The sequence below is a fragment of the Microbacterium esteraromaticum genome, from assembly GCF_014084045.1.
In the GTDB taxonomy this organism is placed as follows: domain Bacteria; phylum Actinomycetota; class Actinomycetes; order Actinomycetales; family Microbacteriaceae; genus Microbacterium; species Microbacterium esteraromaticum_D.
Genome location: NZ_CP043732.1, coordinates 1,299,539 through 1,314,233, shown reverse-complemented (window position 1 = coordinate 1,314,233; position 14,695 = coordinate 1,299,539). Strand labels below are relative to the sequence as shown.

The following is a 14,695-nucleotide window of genomic DNA, read 5'->3' as shown; positions in this document are numbered from 1 at the left end:
CCATCGGTCGGCACGCCGCTCCAGTGCGGCGTCGCGTGTTACTTCAGCCATTCGTGTCTGTGGGCCTGGATGAACTCGTCGTCCCCGGCCCACGGGTAGCGTGCGAAAGCGTCATCGATCAGCGCCTGCTGCCCCGGCGACAGGACTTCTTCCGGGTCAAGGCAGAGCATGCTCGGCAGAAGGCCCTGCCTGTGCAGGATGGCGTTCACGCCGGCGATGCATCCTCGGAAGTCGTGCGCGACATCGAAGACCGCTGCGTTCACAGCGGTCAGCTGCGGTGCCGAGCGGATGACGGCCCGCGCCGCAGCCGCGTCGCCCCGGCGCGCTGCGTGCACGGTGTCGAGCATCTTCACGGCGGCGCGCGTTCCCACGGCCCACTGGCCCAGGAGCCCTCCGTCGAACCAGCGGGTGCCGCGCGGCGTCTCGAACGGCGTGAAGAGGTCGCCGAGGATGTTGTCGTCGTTGCCGGTGTAGAGCGCGACATCGTCTGCCCGGTCGGAGTTCAGCACGGCTTCGACCACGTCGAGCGTGCGGTAGCGATCGAAGGGGGCGACCTTGACCGCCACGACGTTCTCGATCTCGACGAACGAGCGCCAGAAGCCGGCCGAGAGCCGGGGGCCCCCGATCGCCTCCTGCAGGTAGAAGCCGATGACAGGCAGGATCTCGGCGACGGCGCGGGCCCGCTCGAGCATCTCCTGATCGGTGAGCTGCCGGTGACGCGGCGGAGACAACAGCACGGCCTCATAGCCCAGTGCGGCGGCGAGCTCGGCCTCGGCGACCGCTTGAGCTCGATCACCGGCGACCCCTGCCACACGCAGCATCGACGGATTCTCGTGCAGCACCTCGGCCGAGACAGCGAGCACAGGCTCGAGGAGTCCGAACTCCGGCAGACGGATCTCGAACTGGGTGGTGTGCACTCCCACCGCGATGCCTCCCGCACCCGCGGCTGCGTAGTACCGGGCGACGGCGCGCTGGTGGCGGGGCGCGAAACGCCGGTGGTCGTCGAGGGCGAGCGGCATCGCGGGGATCACCATCCCCTCGCGGAGGAGTCCCACGATCTCCGCGCGGCTCCGGGCAGAGCGCACGCGCTCGTGATCCCGTCGTTCGGTTTCGACTGCCACAGTCCAGCACCACTTCCGTTCGCTCGAGTCGGGGCTGACCGACTGAGTTATAACACTTAGGTTTGATAATTACCGAATGATCCCGACATGTCAACCCACCGATGGAATATTCTCGTTGGAGTATTCATCAGCCCATCTCGCGGTCATGCTGCACCACCCCGACGACCGCCTCTGTCGGAAAGGACACCGATGACCACCGACCTCACCCGCCTGCGCGAACTGCTGCACGACGAGACACCGCTGAACTGGGTGCTCACGGGCGACTCGATCACGCACGGGCTGATCCACACTCAAGGCGAGCGCAACTACGTCGACCACCTGCACGAGCTCATCCGGGGAGATCTGGCCAGGGTGCGCGACGTCGTGATCAACACCGCGATCAGCGGCTGGCGGATCGTGCAGCTGCTCGAGGACTTCGACCGTCGCGTCGCCACCTGGCGCCCGCACGTGGTCACCCTCATGGTCGGCACGAACGACTGCTCGACGGGCGGGGTGTTCCCGATCATAGAGCCCGCCGATTTCGCGGCCTCGCTCACCGAGTTCGTCACACGCGTGCGCGAGACCGGCGCTGTCCCCGTGCTGATGACCCAGCCCGCGGTCGACGTGACGAATGCGCCGGAGCGCGCACGGATCGCCGACTTCGCACAGGCCTTGCGCGACGTCGCCGATCACCACGAGACGATCCTGGTCGACAACTTCGCGCGCTTCGCCGAGCTCGGAACGGGGCGCACCGGCGGCATCCCGTGGGGCCTGATGAACGACCCGTTCCACCCCAATGCCACCGGGCATGCGGTCATCGCCGCGGAGGTCGCGAGCGTTCTCGACCTGCGTCCGCTGCCCACGCAGAATCGCGTGCGCGCCGACCTCGCGAACCGCATCGCACGGGTCTGACGAAGGCGCCCTCGCCGCACGGGCGCCCGCCCGCCTGGGAGGAGAACGCACGCACGGGAGGACTCCTGAGCAGAAGGAGTCCTCCCGTGGGCGCGAACTCCTCCCGAGCAGGTCGGGTGGCCGAGCGTCAGGCGAGCGTGAGGAACAGCTTCTCGAGCTCCTGCACGCTGGGCGCGCCCTCGTCGGCGTCCTCGGTGATGCAGTGCTTCAGTGCCGTGCCGATCACCGCGAACCCGGCGCGGTCGATCGCCTTGCCCACGGCCGCAAGCTGGATCACGACGTCGCGGCAGTCGGCATCCGTCTCCATCGCGTCGATCACCGCGCTGAGCTGACCTCGGGCGCGCTTGAGCCGATTCACGACCTTGCGGATCTCCTCATCGGGTGCGGTGCTCATGCGGACTCCTTCTCAAGAGCGCGGTCTGCGGCGAGCATCCTGGTCCCCGCCGCCCACGTCAGGTATCCGCCGTCGAGATTGCGCGCGTCGCGGCCGTGCTGGCGCAGCAGACGCACGGCGGTGTGCCCACGCTGACCGACCTGGCAGTGCACGATCAGCTCCCCGGCGGGCAGGCCGCCGAGGCCCTCACGCAGCTCGTCGACCGAGATGTTCACGCTCCCCGGGATCGCGCCCGCCTCGTGCTCCGCGGCGCTGCGCACGTCGAGCACGGTGGCCCCGGCGGCGACAGCCGCCTCGAGCTCATGCCACTGGATCGATCCGGTCAGCCCGGACGCCGCGTTGTCGGCGATGTAGCCGAGCATGTTCACCGGGTCCTTCGCCGATCCGAACTGCGGCGCGTAGGCGAGCTCGAGCCTGCTCAGCTGCGACGCCGTGAGCCCTGCCTGCATCGCGGTCGCGATCACATCGATGCGCTTGTCGACGCCGCGGCGTCCGATCACCTGCGCGCCGAGGATCAGGTCGGACGAAGGATCGACGAGCAGCTTCATCGTCAGCCGCTCGGCCCCCGGGTAGTAGCCGGCGTGATCGGAGGGATGCGCGTGGATCACTCGGTGGGGGCGATCGGCATCCCGAAGCCGCTTCTCGCTCCATCCCGTCATCGCGACGGCGAGGTCGAAGACTCCGACGATCGCCGTGCCGAGCGCGGGCATCCCGTCGGCCGGAGGGCCGTCGAGCAGGCCGGCGTCGACGGCGATCGCGTCGGCCGCCATGCGCCCATGCCGGTTCGCGAGGCCCGCCATGGTGACGAGCGTCGGCTCGGCCGACACGGCGTCGACCTTCTCGACGGCGTCACCGACGGCGAAGATGCGCGGGTCGCTGGTGCGCTGCATCGCGTCGACCGCGATGCCGCCGGTCGGTCCTGTGGCGAGTCCGGCGCCGACGGCGAGGGATGCCGCAGGGCGCACCCCCCTGGCATCGATGACGATGTCGGCGACGAGCGTCGTGCCGTCGTCGAGGTGCACGCCCTCGGCATCCAGCGACTCGACCGACGTGCGCAGTCGCAGGTCGACGCCCCGGGCGCGGAGCTCGCCGACGACGACCTCCGCCATCTCGACGTCCAGGGGGCTGAGCGGATGCGTTCCGTGCTGCACGAGCATGACCTCGAGGCCCCTCCGCACGAGGTTCTCGACCGCCTCGAGGCCGATGAACCCGCCGCCGACGACGACCGCCCGGCCGGCGTCGGGCAGGGTGGCGAGCGCATCGGTGATGCGATCGACGTCGTCGATCGTGCGCAGGGTCGAGACGACCGGCGCGCCCTGCTGCTGCTCGAAGGCGGCGCGCGGCGCGGCGCCCGTGGCGATCACGACGTGGTCGTACGGCTCGTCGACGACCGTGCCGGTCGCCACATCCCGGATGCTGACGGTGCGGGCATCCCGATCGATCCCCACCGCCTCGGCGCCGGTGCGCACGTCCAGGGCGAACCGCGACCGCAGCGAGGCGGGCGTCTGAAGCAGCAGCGACTCGCGCTCGGCGATCACCCCGCCGACGTAGTACGGCAGCCCGCAGTTGGCGAAGCTGACGTGGTCGCCCTGCTCGACGACGATGATCTCGGCGTGCTCGTCGAGCCGCCGCAGGCGGGTCGCAGCCGACATCCCGCCGGCCACTCCTCCGATGATGATGACGCGCACGTGGTCAGCCCTTTCCGAGCAGCCGGGCGAAGAAACCGGACCGCCTCTCGTGCCCGCGGCACCTCTCGCCTGACGGGATGCCCGCCATCACGCTGTCGACATGCTGGCCGCAGCCCGCCCAGGTCGTCTTGCCGCACTGGCGGCACGTCACTGCTCGGCACATGGTGGTCTCCTCGTTCGGGTGCGGGACCAGCTTAGGAGATACCCCCGGGGGTATCTGTGTGCAGCCTGAGCCGGCCACGCTCGCCTCGGCGCCTGTTGGGGAGGAGAACTCCCCAACAGGAGGAAGCATTCAGCGCAGGGCGTCCGTCTGAACATGAGAACTCCTCCCCAGCGGGCTTCGCCTTCGGCCGGGCCCGCCACCGAACTAGGCTGATCGCATCATGGACCAGTTCTGGAACGGCGTCGGGGAGTTCGTCGGCAGCTTCTGGTGGCTCGCCTTCCCCCTGATGGGCGTCGCCGGCGGCATCGGCAAGTCGTGGGAGCGCGCCTCGAAGCGCCGCCACGAGCGACGCCTCGAGACCCTGCGCCTGAAGGGCGAGATCAAAGCCGCGCAGCTCGCCGCGCGCGGCGGCACACCCCTGCAGGCGAGGCAGAATGCACGCCAGGCCGCGGCCGACGAGCGCAACGCGACCCGCGAGCTGCTCGAGAAGCTCTTTGCCGAGCACGACGAGATCACGGCCCGCTGGCTCGACTACGAGCTCGATGTGGCCAAACTCATCGCCTTCCCCGCCATGAGCGACGGCCGTCAGCCGCTGACCGCCGCCTTCCTGCGTGCGAAGAAGACGGCCGACACCCTGCGGCCGGCGTCGGCGGATGCCCAGCTCAGCGAATCCGAGATCGCCGAGTACCTCGACGCGGTCGGCAGCTACGCCGTCGCATTCGACGTCGCCGAGCGTGACGCCCGCCGCCTGCGCGACGCGAACTTCAGCGAGGTCGAGCGCAAGCGCCTCGACCGCGCCCGGCACCTGCTCACCGTCGCCCTCGACGACGCCGCCACACAGGCCGAGCGCAACCTGGCCTACAAGCGGGTGCGCGAGGAGCTCGACGGCCTGATCCTGCTCTCCGACGAGGCTGTCGACGTGCTCGAGCAGAAGGTCGCTGGACAGCTCGGCCCGGCGCAGGGCTCCGGCTCCGCCGCGCCCCGCGCGAGCACGGCATCCGGCTCTGCGGCGCCCGTCGCCGAGCCCCGGCCGGAGCCGATGCCGCTGCATCGGGACGAGCCGCGGACATGAAGGTCGAGAACGTCACCGGCCCGATCGCAGGACACGCCGAGGGTCCGGTCTGGGCGGCTGCGTGGAGTGGGCTCCGGTGGGTGGATGCCGCCGCCGGCGACCTGCTCACGCTGCGCGACGACGGCGTGACCCGCCAGCACGTCGACGACGAGTTCGTCGCCTTCGTGCGCCCGCGGCGCTCGGGCGGCTGCGTGGCCGCCGGCGCCCGCACCCTGTATCTCGCCGACGAGGCCGACGGAGAGCCCCGCGCGGTCGCACGACTGGGCGACGACCCCGGAGTGCGGATGAACGACGGATGCTGCGACCCCGACGGACGACTGCTCGCGGGCTCCATGGCGTACGACGAGAGGCCGGGCGGCGGGTCGCTGCAGCGAATCGCCGCAGACCTCTCGATCAGCACCGTGCTGCCGTCGGTGACCATCTCGAACGGCATCGCGTTCACGTCCGAGGGCTCTCACGCGTACTACGCCGACACGGCGACCGGCCGGATCGACGTGTTCGACGTCTCGGATGGCGACCTCGTGAACCGACGGCCGTTCGTCTCGGTCCCCTCCGAGGTCGGCGCACCAGACGGACTGTGCGTCGCGGCCGACGGCAGCGTGTGGGTGGCGCTGTGGGGCGGATCCGCCGTGCACGGCTACGACGGATCGGGGGGTCTGATCGAGAGCATCCGGCTGCCGGTGCCGCAGGTGAGCGCCTGCACGTTCGGCGGGCCGGGTCTGAGCACGCTGTTCATCACGACGTCGGCACAGGGCCTCGACCCCGACCACGGCACCGACGCCGGATCGCTGTTCGCGGCCGACCTCGGCATCCGGGGCCTCCCGCCCCTCCCCTTCGCGGGCTGACCGCCCGTTCCTCGTCTTCGCCGACACCCCTGGTTCTCGCCGACACCCCCAGGTGGGGACGGCCATACCTGGGGGTGTCGGCGATACCTGGGGGTGTCGGCGATACCTGGGGGTGTCGCCGGCGGGTGAGGGTCGTAGGCTCGGGCGCATGGAGAACACGCTGCGGGTCGGCATCGTCGGAGCGGGTGGCATCGCGCCGCCGCACATCGAGGGCTGGCTCGCGCTGGGCGCTCAGGTGAGCATCCTGCGCCGTACGGATGCCGAGGCGCTGGCCGACCGCTACGGCATCCGGATCGTCGGGGGTCTCGACGAGCTGATCGGTGCGGTCGACGTCGTCGACATCATCAGCCCCACCTCGACGCACCTCGGCATCGCCCGCGCGGCCTTCGCCCGCGGTCGGCACGTCGTGTGCGAGAAGCCGCTCGCAGTGAGCACCGCCGATGCGCGATCGCTCATCGACGCCGCGGATGAGGCCGGAGTCAGGCTCTTCCCCGCGCACGTCGTGCGGTACTTCGAGGGCTATCGCGACCTGCACGCGCGCATCGGCACGGTCGGCAGGCTCACCGAGCTGACCTTCCGCCGCACGGTCGCCGCTCCCGACTCGGCGTGGTTCTATGCCGAGGATGCCGGCGGCGGGGTCATCCGCGACCTGATGATCCACGACATCGACCAGGCGCTGTGGCTGGCGGGATCCGTCGTCGAGGTGTCGGCCACGCAGGATCCCCCGCGGTCGGCGGCCGGGTGTCGCCGCCGGTCTCGGCGCACGTCGCGCTCACGCACGCGAACGGTGCGATCAGCCACCTGCGCGCCGACTGGCTCGAGCCGGGCACGCCGTTCCGGTCGACGGTCGAGGTCGCCGGTTCCGATGGCATCCTGCGTCACGACACCGACGTCGACCCGATCGGGCCAGAGCCGTACCGTGCGCAGCTTGCCGACTTCGCCGACGCGATCCGCACCGGCCGCGACGCGCGCGTGACGGCCGAAGACGGGCTGGCCGCGGTCGCCCTGGTGGATGCCGCCTATGCATCCCTCGCGGGAAGGCGTCCCGTCACGTTCTGACCGCGCCTCACCCCTGCAGGGGTGAGGAATCGCGCAGGCCCAGCGGGCGCACGAGCACATGTCTGCGGTCGCGCACTCAGACGGCGCTCTCGGTCCAGCCCTCGTCCGGAGGAGAAAGCACGGATGGGAGGAGCTTTCGCGGGGAAAGCTCCTCCCATCCGTGCGAAGTCCGCCGCAGGTGGTGCAGCGGAGAACGCGATCAGATCACTTGATCACGTCGGGGTACTCCTTCAGCCACGCCTTCACGGCCTCGCGCTCCTTGCCCTCGCCGTACTCGTTGACGACGAGGTCTTCGAGCGCACCGTACTGCTCGTCGTCCAGCTGGATGCTCTCGATGAGCTCGGCCGCCTCGGGGAACTCCTCGGCGAAGCCCTTGGTGCCAAGGAAGTGCAGGCCCTCCGACTCGCCCATCAGGCCGTTCGGGTCTTCCAGGTCCTTCACGGGGAACGCGTCGTTGGCCCAGAACGGACGCCACAGCGTGACGACGATGTCCTCCTGCGCATCGGTCGCCTTCTTCAGCTCGGTGAGCATGGCGGCCGTCGACGAGGTGATCAGCTCGTACTCGCTGTTCAGACCTGTCTCGCCGAGCATCTTGGTGGTCTGCTTGGTGAGACCCGCGCCCGGCTCGATGCCGATGATCTTGCCGTCGTAGTCGGCGCCCTTGCCCTTGAGGTCGTCGATCGAGGTGAGCGACGAGTACTCGGGCACCGCGATGGTCAGCTTCGCGTTCTCGTAGTACGTGCCGAGGTCTTCGATGTCGTCGCCGTACTCGTCCATGTACTCGGCGTGGGTGAGCTCGGGCCAGGCCGACGGGTAGATGTCGACGTCGCCCTGCGCGAGACCGGTGTACAGCGGGCCGGCGTCGGTGAGGGTCTTCATCTCGACGTCGTAGCCGAGCTCCTCGAGCTTGTTCTCGAGCAGGTACGCGGTGCTGAGACCGTCGGTCCACGACGGCAGGAAGCCGAGCGTGATGGTTCCCTTGTCGCCCGTGGAGCCCTCGGCGTCGCCGCCGCCGGTGCCGCCGGTGCCTCCGGCGCCGCCGGGAGCGCAGCCGGTGAGTGCGAGCGAGCCGATGGCCCCGATGGCCAGGAGTGCTGTGATCTTCTTCTTCACGATGTTCTCTCTCTGTTGCGTATAGGTGATTGCGGGTGTTGCGGGATGCGGGTCTCAGGCGGGCTGCAGTGCGGCATCCGGAGCCGGGACGGATGCCGCGGCTCGGCGCTGCGCGTCGCGGCGACGAGCCATGATGCCGAGCAGCGACGCATGGTTCTCGGCCGGGGTTCCGAGTGCTGCGGTGACGCGGTCGAGGAAGACCGCGATCAGCACGACCCCGAGCCCGGCCTCGACGCCCTTGGCGATGTTGATGGTCGAGATCGCCTCGACGACCATCTTTCCGAGGCCGTCGGCGCCCGCCATGCCGGCGATGACCGCCATCGACAGGGCGAGCATGATCACCTGGTTGATGCCGGCCATGATGGTCGGCATCGCGAGCGGCAGCTGGATGCCGCGCAGGATCTGCCCCGGCTTCGCGCCGAACGCGTGACCCGCTTCGACCGTCTCGCTGTCGACGCCGCGGATGCCGAGCTCGGTGAGCCGGACGCCGGGAGGCAGCGCGAAGATGATGGTCGCGACCATGCCGGGCACCACGCCGATGCCGAAGAACACGATGGCGGGGATCAGGTAGACGAACGCCGGCATCGTCTGCATGAAGTCGAGCACGGGCTTGAGCAGGGTGCGAACGGTCGCGTTGCGCGCCGACCAGATGCCCAGCGGCACCGCGATCAGCACGGCGACGACGGTCGCGACGAGCACGAGAGACATGGTCTGCATGGCAGGCACCCAGAGATCCATGCCGACGATGAGCAGCAGCGAGACGGCCGTGCCGATCGCGAGCTGCCACGAGCGCACCAGCCACGCGATGAGGGCTGCGATCGCGATGATCGCGGCGAAGTGCACCGACAGCAGTCCCATGGTGAGGCCGTTGACCAGCCAGCCGAAGACGAAGGCGACGCCGTCGAGCAGTCCGTCGAGGTTGTCCTTGACCCAGTCGACGAAGGCGGCGACCCAGGTTCCGATCGGGATGCGGAAGTCCATCAGCGCACCTCCTCGGTGTCGGCGGCACCGGCTGTGCCGGCGGTGGTCGAGTCCTCCGCGGCCGCCTCGGTGACGGCACTCGCCTCGGCGAGCACCTCATCGATCACGGCCTGCGGCATGGGGTTCAGCGGCAGGGTCAGCTCGCCGGTCGCGCCGGGCCCTGGGCCGAGGGCTGCGAGCAGGGTGACGCGCGGGATCACACCGGTGAGGCGCCCCTCGGCATCCGTCACCGCGAGCGGCAGGGGCGACTCGACCGACGGGATGAACAGGTTCATCAGCACCTCGTTCTCGTCGACCACCTGCGGCACGGGCTTGAGGATGGATGCCAGAGACGACTCGCCCTTGCGGACCAGCTTGACGGCGTCGCGGTCGGTGACGATGCCGACGAGCTTGCGGTCGCGGCCGACGACGTAGGTCGCCGACATGTAGGCATCCCGCATCTGGCGAAGCGCCGTGCGGGGGCCGGCCGACTCGGCGACGACGGGTCGCGGGCGCTCCATGACGTTCGAGGCCGTGAGCACGCGGGCGCGGTCGACGTCCTGCACGAACTGCTCGACATAGTCGTTGGCGGGGTCGGTGAGGATGTCTTCGGGCGTGCCGATCTGCACGATGCGGCCGTCGCGCATCACGGCGATGCGGTCGCCGAGGAACATCGCCTCGTTCAGGTCGTGCGTGATGAACACGATGGTCTTCTGCAGCTTGGCCTGCAGCTCGACCAGCTGCTCCTGCATCTCACGGCGGATCAGCGGGTCGAGGGCGCTGAATGCCTCGTCCATGAGCAGGATGTCGGTGTCTGCAGCGAGCGCCCTGGCGATGCCGACGCGCTGCTGCATGCCGCCGGAGAGCTCGCTGGGCAGCTTGTCGCCCCAGCCCTCCAGGCCCACGAGGGCCAGGATCTCGTCGGCCTTGCGCAGTCGCTCCGTCCTGCCGACTCCCTTCAGCTCGAGCGGGTACGCGACGTTGGCGGCGACCGTGCGGTGCGGCAGCAGTGCGAAGTGCTGGAACACCATCGACACGCGGTCGCGACGGATGTCGCGCAGCCGCGACGCCGGAATGCCCGTGATCGCGTCGCCGCCGATCGTGATGCTTCCCGCGGTCGCGTCGTGCAGGCCGTTGAGCATGCGGATGATGGTCGACTTGCCGGATCCGGACAGGCCCATGATGACGAAGATCTCACCGCGGTTGACGGTGAAGCTCGCGTCGATCACGGCGGCGGTGCCGACGTCCTGCACCTCGGTGCGGGTCTCACCGGCTTTCAGACGCTTGACGGCCTGCTGCGGATTCCGGCCGAAGACCTTGTAGATGTTGCGCGCTTCAAGAGCGGTTTCGGACACGTTTCCCCCGTTGCCCACCGACTTCTTCGGGTCTCGGCGGGCCGCTTCGGTTACGCCCGGGTGACGTTCTCAAGGCCGTTTCGACAACGCTGCACTGGCGGCACAGACGAGGATTTCGGATCCCCGCGATAGAACATCGACCGTACGCTCACGCCTCTTCGTGTACAGCTCGAGTCGAAAGAAGGACGAGACCGCGGACTGGTCATGGTGGCCTCCCGGCCACCTGTCCACGCTAACGAATGGCTGATCCGGTGGCAAATCTGCTTTCGCGAATCCCGCTCTCACCGGGGGTTCTGCGAATCGTCAGCCGCGGCGGATGCTGCGCGTCACGGTGAATTTCGGGGTGCGGGCGACCTGCTCGGTCGGCCCTACATCGCGGCTCAGCACACCCCGGTGATCGAGGTGCGAGTTGAACACCGTCCACACCTCCCCGCCCGGTCTCAGCAGCCTCGCGGCGGCGTGGATGAGCCGGTGCCCCGCGCCCTCGTGCACGGCCGCGCCGAGATGGAACGGCGGGTTGAGCAGCACGAGGTCGGCCGATCCGTCGGGCAGCTCCGCGCCGGCGTCGTCGAGGGTGACGGTGATCCGGCCTGCGAGCCCGTTCGCGACGACGGTCGCCTGGGCCGAGCGCGCCGCGGAGGCCGATCTGTCGGTGGCGGTGACCACCGCATCCGGATGCCGCTGCGCGAACGCCACGGCGAGCGCGCCGGTGCCGCAGCCCAGGTCGACGACCTGCAGCCCGTCGCCCGAGGGCGGGTCGCCCTTCGTCTCGTCGCTGCGCTCCTCGCTCAGGAACCGGGTCGCCATGACGTCGATGAGCACGCGCGTGCCGATGTCGAGACGCGCGCCGGCGAACGCCGCGCCGTATGCGCTCAGGGTGAAGCCGTCGTGCTGCCGGCTCACCGGGAAAGGGGGCCGATCGGGCACGGGTCGGGCTGCGGATGCCACGACGAGCCTCGATTTGCGCTCGGCGCGCTGCGGCTGCACCTCGCCGAAGAAGCGCCCGAGCACCTCGTTCTGAGCGAGCGTCATGTGCTTCACGCGCCCGCCGGCGATGAGCGTGGCGTCGGGCGCCGCCCACCGGGCGACGGCGTCGGCGATCTCCTCGAGTTCGGCGAGCCCCTTGGGAAGCTGCAGCAGCACGAGGCGCGCACCGGCGAGCAGCGAGCTGTCGAGTTCGTGGGCCGCGGGCAGCGGCAGGTCGAGCGTCCGCGCGTTGGCGACGAGCGCACGCCGCCCGGTGATGAGGTCTTGGTGCACGCGGATGCCGTGCATCCCTGCTTCCGTCAGGGCGAGCGCGATCGCTCCGTACTCATCGCCGATCACGACGATCTCATCACCGGCGACCTCGGCCGCGAGCGCCCTCTGCACGAGCAGCTCGTCGGTGGCGTCCCACGCCTGCAGATTCGGTGCCTCGACGTCGGGAAAGCGCCGCAGGGCGCGGAAGTCGAACACCATCCGCTCACACTATCGCCGCGCGCCTTGACAGCGACTGAACGTACGTTTAGTGTGCTGTACATGCGTTCAGCATCCGATGATCTCACCGCCAGAGCCCGCATCCGCGAGGCCGCGATCCGCGCGTTCGCGCGCGACGGCTTCGACGCGACCAGCATGCGAGCGATCGCGAAGGACGCGGGCGTCAGCGCCGCGCTGATCGTGCACCACTTCGGCGACAAGAGCTCGCTGCGCGCCGCGTGCGACGACTACGTGCTCGCGGCGTTCCTCGACGACAAGCACGAGCTGATCGAGGCTCCGACGGCCGACCGCATCCGCGCGGCCCTGAACGACGTCGAGCGCTACGGCCCCTACGTCGACTACCTCGGTCGCATGCTGAGCGACAGCTCGCCGGCGGCGGACCGCCTGTTCGACGAGATCATCGAGGTCACCCGCAGCGTGCTCGACGAGCAGCGCGCAGCCGGCCTGCTCGTCGAGATGAGCGACCCCGAGATGACCACGCTGCTGGTGGCGATGATGGGCCTCGCGCCGGTGATGATGCGCACGCAGATCGGCCGTGTGCTGGGCCAGGACCAGCTGAGCCCGGCCGGGATGCTGCGCACCACCCTGCCCACCCTCGAACTGCTCACCCACGGCATCTACTCGAGCACGGCCTTCCTCGACGGCGCACGCCAGGCCGTGGCATCCGCAGCCGAGCAGTTCACCGAGACCCGCACCCCGAAGCCCACCGAAGGAGGGGCCTCATGACCTCCGTCATCGACATCTCCGCGCTGCACAAGCGATACGGTCGCCGCACCGCTGTGCACGACCTCGACCTGCACGTGCGGCCGGGCACGATCTACGGCCTCATCGGGCCGAACGGCGCAGGCAAGACCACGACTCTGCGCACCCTCGTCGACATCATCAGGCCCTCCTCCGGCCAGGTGCGCGTGCTCGGCGAGGATCCGCGGCACGGCGGCGCGCGTCTGCGGCGGCGCATCGGCTACGTGCCGGGCGAGCTGCGGCTCGAAGGCCGCGTGACGGGGCACCGGATGCTGTCGTTCTACTCCGAGGTCTCCGCCCCCGTCGCGCGTGGCTACGTCTCCGAGCTCGCGGAGCGGCTCGGGGTCGATCTGTCGCGCCCGGTGCGCAGTCTGTCGAAAGGGAACAAGCAGAAGGTCGGGCTGATCCAGGCGTTCATGCACCGACCGGAGCTGCTGATCCTCGACGAGCCGACCAGCGGTCTCGACCCGCTCGTGCAGCGCGAATTCCTCTCCATGGTGCGCGAGGCGCGCGACGCAGGGCAGACCGTGCTGCTCAGCTCGCACGTGCTCAGCGAGATCCAGCAGACCGCCGACGAGGTCGCCGTGCTCGCCGCGGGTCGCATCGTCGCCCAGGGCGACGTGGCGTCACTGCGCCTCGGCTCGGTGCGCCGGGTGAGGGTCGCGCTCGACGGGCAGGATCCGGATGCCCTGCACCGCCGCTTCACGGGCATCCCGGGTGTGACCGAGCTCGAGATCACCTCTCATGCGGGCGCGCTGCAGCTGGCCGCCACCGTCGACGGCGACATCGACCCGCTGGTGAAGACGCTGGCCCAGGTGACCGTTCGCGACCTGACCGTCGAGGAGCCCGACCTCGAGGAGAGCGTGCTGCGGCTGTACGGCCCGACCGCCCCTTCGCCGACACCCCTGGTTCCTGCCGACACCCCCAGGTATGGGCGTTCGCAGGCGGGGGTGTCGGCGACAGGTGGGGGTGTCGGCGAGACCAGACGCTCACGTCACGAGGGAGGTGCGCGATGAGCGGCATCCTGCCGGTGTTCCGGCGCAGCATCCGCGAGTCGTGGCGCAGCCTGATCGGGTGGAGCCTCGGCATCGCGGCGGTGCTCTTCCTGTACCTGCCGCTGTACCCGAGCTTCGGGGCGAACGGCCAGCTCGACGGCGTCATCGAGGCGCTGCCGAAACAGCTCGTCGACACGATCGGCTACGACCAGATCGCCACCGGCGCCGGATACGCGCAGAGCACCTTCTACGGATTGATGGGCTTCCTGCTGCTGACCATCGCCGCGGTGCTGTGGGGCTCGGCCGCGGTCGCCGGCGCGGAGGAGTCGGGTCGGCTCGAGCTCGACCTCGCCCACGGCATCGGCCGGTCGCAGTACGCGGCCGAGTCGGCGCTGGCGGTGCTCGTGCGGCTGCTGTGGCTGGGGGCGTTCTCGGGCGCGATCGTGTTCGCGCTGAACGAGCCGGCGGAGCTGGGCATCCATCCTCCGCACATCGTCGGAGCCGCGCTCGCGCTCACTGGGCTGGCGTTCCTCAGCGCGATGGCAGGTCTGCTCGCCGGCTCCCTGACGGGGCGCAGGGCATGGGCGACCGGCGTCGCGGCGGGCGTCGCCGTGCTCGGATACGTGCTCCAGGCCGTCGCGAAGCAGTCCGACGACCTCGAATGGCTCAACGCCCTCTCGCCCTACGCGTGGGTGTACCACCAGCCGCCGCTGAGGGACGGCGTCGAGACGGGCGGCCTGCTGCTCGTCTGGGGGATCGCCGTGGTGCTCGGCGTCGCATCGGCCCTCGCGCTCTCGCGCCGCGACCTGCGCGGGTGAGCCC

Annotated in this window: 16 protein-coding genes; 8 read left to right on the top strand and 8 right to left on the bottom strand. The window is 69.9% G+C overall.

Translation table 11 applies throughout. From position 1 onward, the window contains the following. Positions 1–38 precede the first annotated feature (38 nt). The gene (locus tag FVO59_RS06305; protein ID WP_220465704.1) at positions 39–1,055 is read right to left on the bottom strand and encodes a dihydrodipicolinate synthase family protein; all 1,017 of its coding nucleotides are present in this window, start codon (positions 1,053–1,055) and stop codon (positions 39–41) included. Between the two features lie 255 nt (positions 1,056–1,310). Here FVO59_RS06305 and FVO59_RS06300 point away from each other — a divergent pair, with 255 nt between their 5' ends. Next, positions 1,311–2,012: an SGNH/GDSL hydrolase family protein gene (locus FVO59_RS06300; protein WP_182255778.1), complete on the top strand. Its 702-nt coding sequence runs from the start codon at positions 1,311–1,313 to the stop codon at positions 2,010–2,012. A gap of 127 nt (positions 2,013–2,139) precedes the next feature. On the opposite strand, the gene FVO59_RS06295 is transcribed toward FVO59_RS06300, so the two are convergent. Genes FVO59_RS06295 through FVO59_RS16795 form a run of 3 tightly spaced genes read right to left on the bottom strand, consistent with a single transcriptional unit; the run spans position 2,140 to position 4,257 of the window. Continuing rightward, a complete protein-coding gene (locus FVO59_RS06295; RefSeq protein WP_182255776.1) occupies positions 2,140–2,406 on the bottom strand; it encodes a metal-sensitive transcriptional regulator in 267 nt (88 codons plus the stop codon). Next, entirely contained in the window at positions 2,403–4,094 is a 1,692-nt protein-coding gene (locus tag FVO59_RS06290; RefSeq protein WP_182255773.1) for an FAD-dependent oxidoreductase, read from the bottom strand. Before FVO59_RS06290 ends, FVO59_RS06295 begins: the two co-directional genes overlap by 4 nt. 4 nt (positions 4,095–4,098) lie before the next feature. Continuing rightward, entirely contained in the window at positions 4,099–4,257 is a 159-nt protein-coding gene (locus FVO59_RS16795) for a DUF8730 family Cys-rich protein (RefSeq protein WP_524538373.1), read from the bottom strand. A gap of 220 nt (positions 4,258–4,477) precedes the next feature. Between FVO59_RS16795 and FVO59_RS06285 the strand changes: the two genes are divergently transcribed. From FVO59_RS06285 to FVO59_RS16405, 4 genes are all read left to right on the top strand, one after another. Then, positions 4,478–5,329, top strand: coding sequence for a hypothetical protein (locus tag FVO59_RS06285; protein WP_182255771.1), 852 nt, complete (start codon positions 4,478–4,480; stop codon positions 5,327–5,329). Continuing rightward, positions 5,326–6,174: an SMP-30/gluconolactonase/LRE family protein gene (locus tag FVO59_RS06280; protein WP_182255769.1), complete on the top strand. Its 849-nt coding sequence runs from the start codon at positions 5,326–5,328 to the stop codon at positions 6,172–6,174. The genes FVO59_RS06285 and FVO59_RS06280 overlap by 4 nt, the downstream gene beginning before the upstream one ends. A gap of 148 nt (positions 6,175–6,322) precedes the next feature. Next, positions 6,323–7,150 (top strand): Gfo/Idh/MocA family protein, encoded by an 828-nt coding sequence (locus FVO59_RS06275; RefSeq protein WP_259363475.1) that lies wholly within the window; start codon positions 6,323–6,325, stop codon positions 7,148–7,150. Continuing rightward, the gene (locus tag FVO59_RS16405) at positions 7,147–7,233 is read left to right on the top strand and encodes a hypothetical protein (protein ID WP_259363522.1); all 87 of its coding nucleotides are present in this window, start codon (positions 7,147–7,149) and stop codon (positions 7,231–7,233) included. The genes FVO59_RS06275 and FVO59_RS16405 overlap by 4 nt, the downstream gene beginning before the upstream one ends. Before the next feature lie 204 nt (positions 7,234–7,437). Here the strand turns inward: FVO59_RS16405 and FVO59_RS06270 are convergent, their stop codons facing one another. The 4 genes from FVO59_RS06270 to FVO59_RS06255 form a co-directional block, all read right to left on the bottom strand. Continuing rightward, positions 7,438–8,349, bottom strand: coding sequence for a glycine betaine ABC transporter substrate-binding protein (locus FVO59_RS06270; protein WP_182256545.1), 912 nt, complete (start codon positions 8,347–8,349; stop codon positions 7,438–7,440). A gap of 51 nt (positions 8,350–8,400) precedes the next feature. After that, positions 8,401–9,327, bottom strand: coding sequence for an ABC transporter permease (locus FVO59_RS06265; protein WP_182255767.1), 927 nt, complete (start codon positions 9,325–9,327; stop codon positions 8,401–8,403). Then, the gene (locus tag FVO59_RS06260; protein WP_182255765.1) at positions 9,327–10,661 is read right to left on the bottom strand and encodes a quaternary amine ABC transporter ATP-binding protein; all 1,335 of its coding nucleotides are present in this window, start codon (positions 10,659–10,661) and stop codon (positions 9,327–9,329) included. The genes FVO59_RS06265 and FVO59_RS06260 overlap by 1 nt, the downstream gene beginning before the upstream one ends. Positions 10,662–10,964: 303 nt before the next feature. Next, entirely contained in the window at positions 10,965–12,119 is a 1,155-nt protein-coding gene (locus FVO59_RS06255; protein ID WP_182255762.1) for a class I SAM-dependent methyltransferase, read from the bottom strand. Positions 12,120–12,179: 60 nt separating this feature from the next. Between FVO59_RS06255 and FVO59_RS06250 the strand changes: the two genes are divergently transcribed. Genes FVO59_RS06250 through FVO59_RS06240 form a run of 3 tightly spaced genes read left to right on the top strand, consistent with a single transcriptional unit; the run spans position 12,180 to position 14,691 of the window. Further along, entirely contained in the window at positions 12,180–12,863 is a 684-nt protein-coding gene (locus FVO59_RS06250; protein WP_182255760.1) for a TetR/AcrR family transcriptional regulator, read from the top strand. Continuing rightward, a complete protein-coding gene (locus FVO59_RS06245; RefSeq protein ID WP_182255758.1) occupies positions 12,860–13,894 on the top strand; it encodes an ABC transporter ATP-binding protein in 1,035 nt (344 codons plus the stop codon). Before FVO59_RS06250 ends, FVO59_RS06245 begins: the two co-directional genes overlap by 4 nt. Continuing rightward, positions 13,891–14,691, top strand: a complete 801-nt coding sequence (locus tag FVO59_RS06240) for an ABC transporter permease subunit (protein WP_182255756.1) — start codon at positions 13,891–13,893, stop codon at positions 14,689–14,691. Before FVO59_RS06245 ends, FVO59_RS06240 begins: the two co-directional genes overlap by 4 nt. The last annotated feature ends 4 nt before the right edge of the window (positions 14,692–14,695 follow it).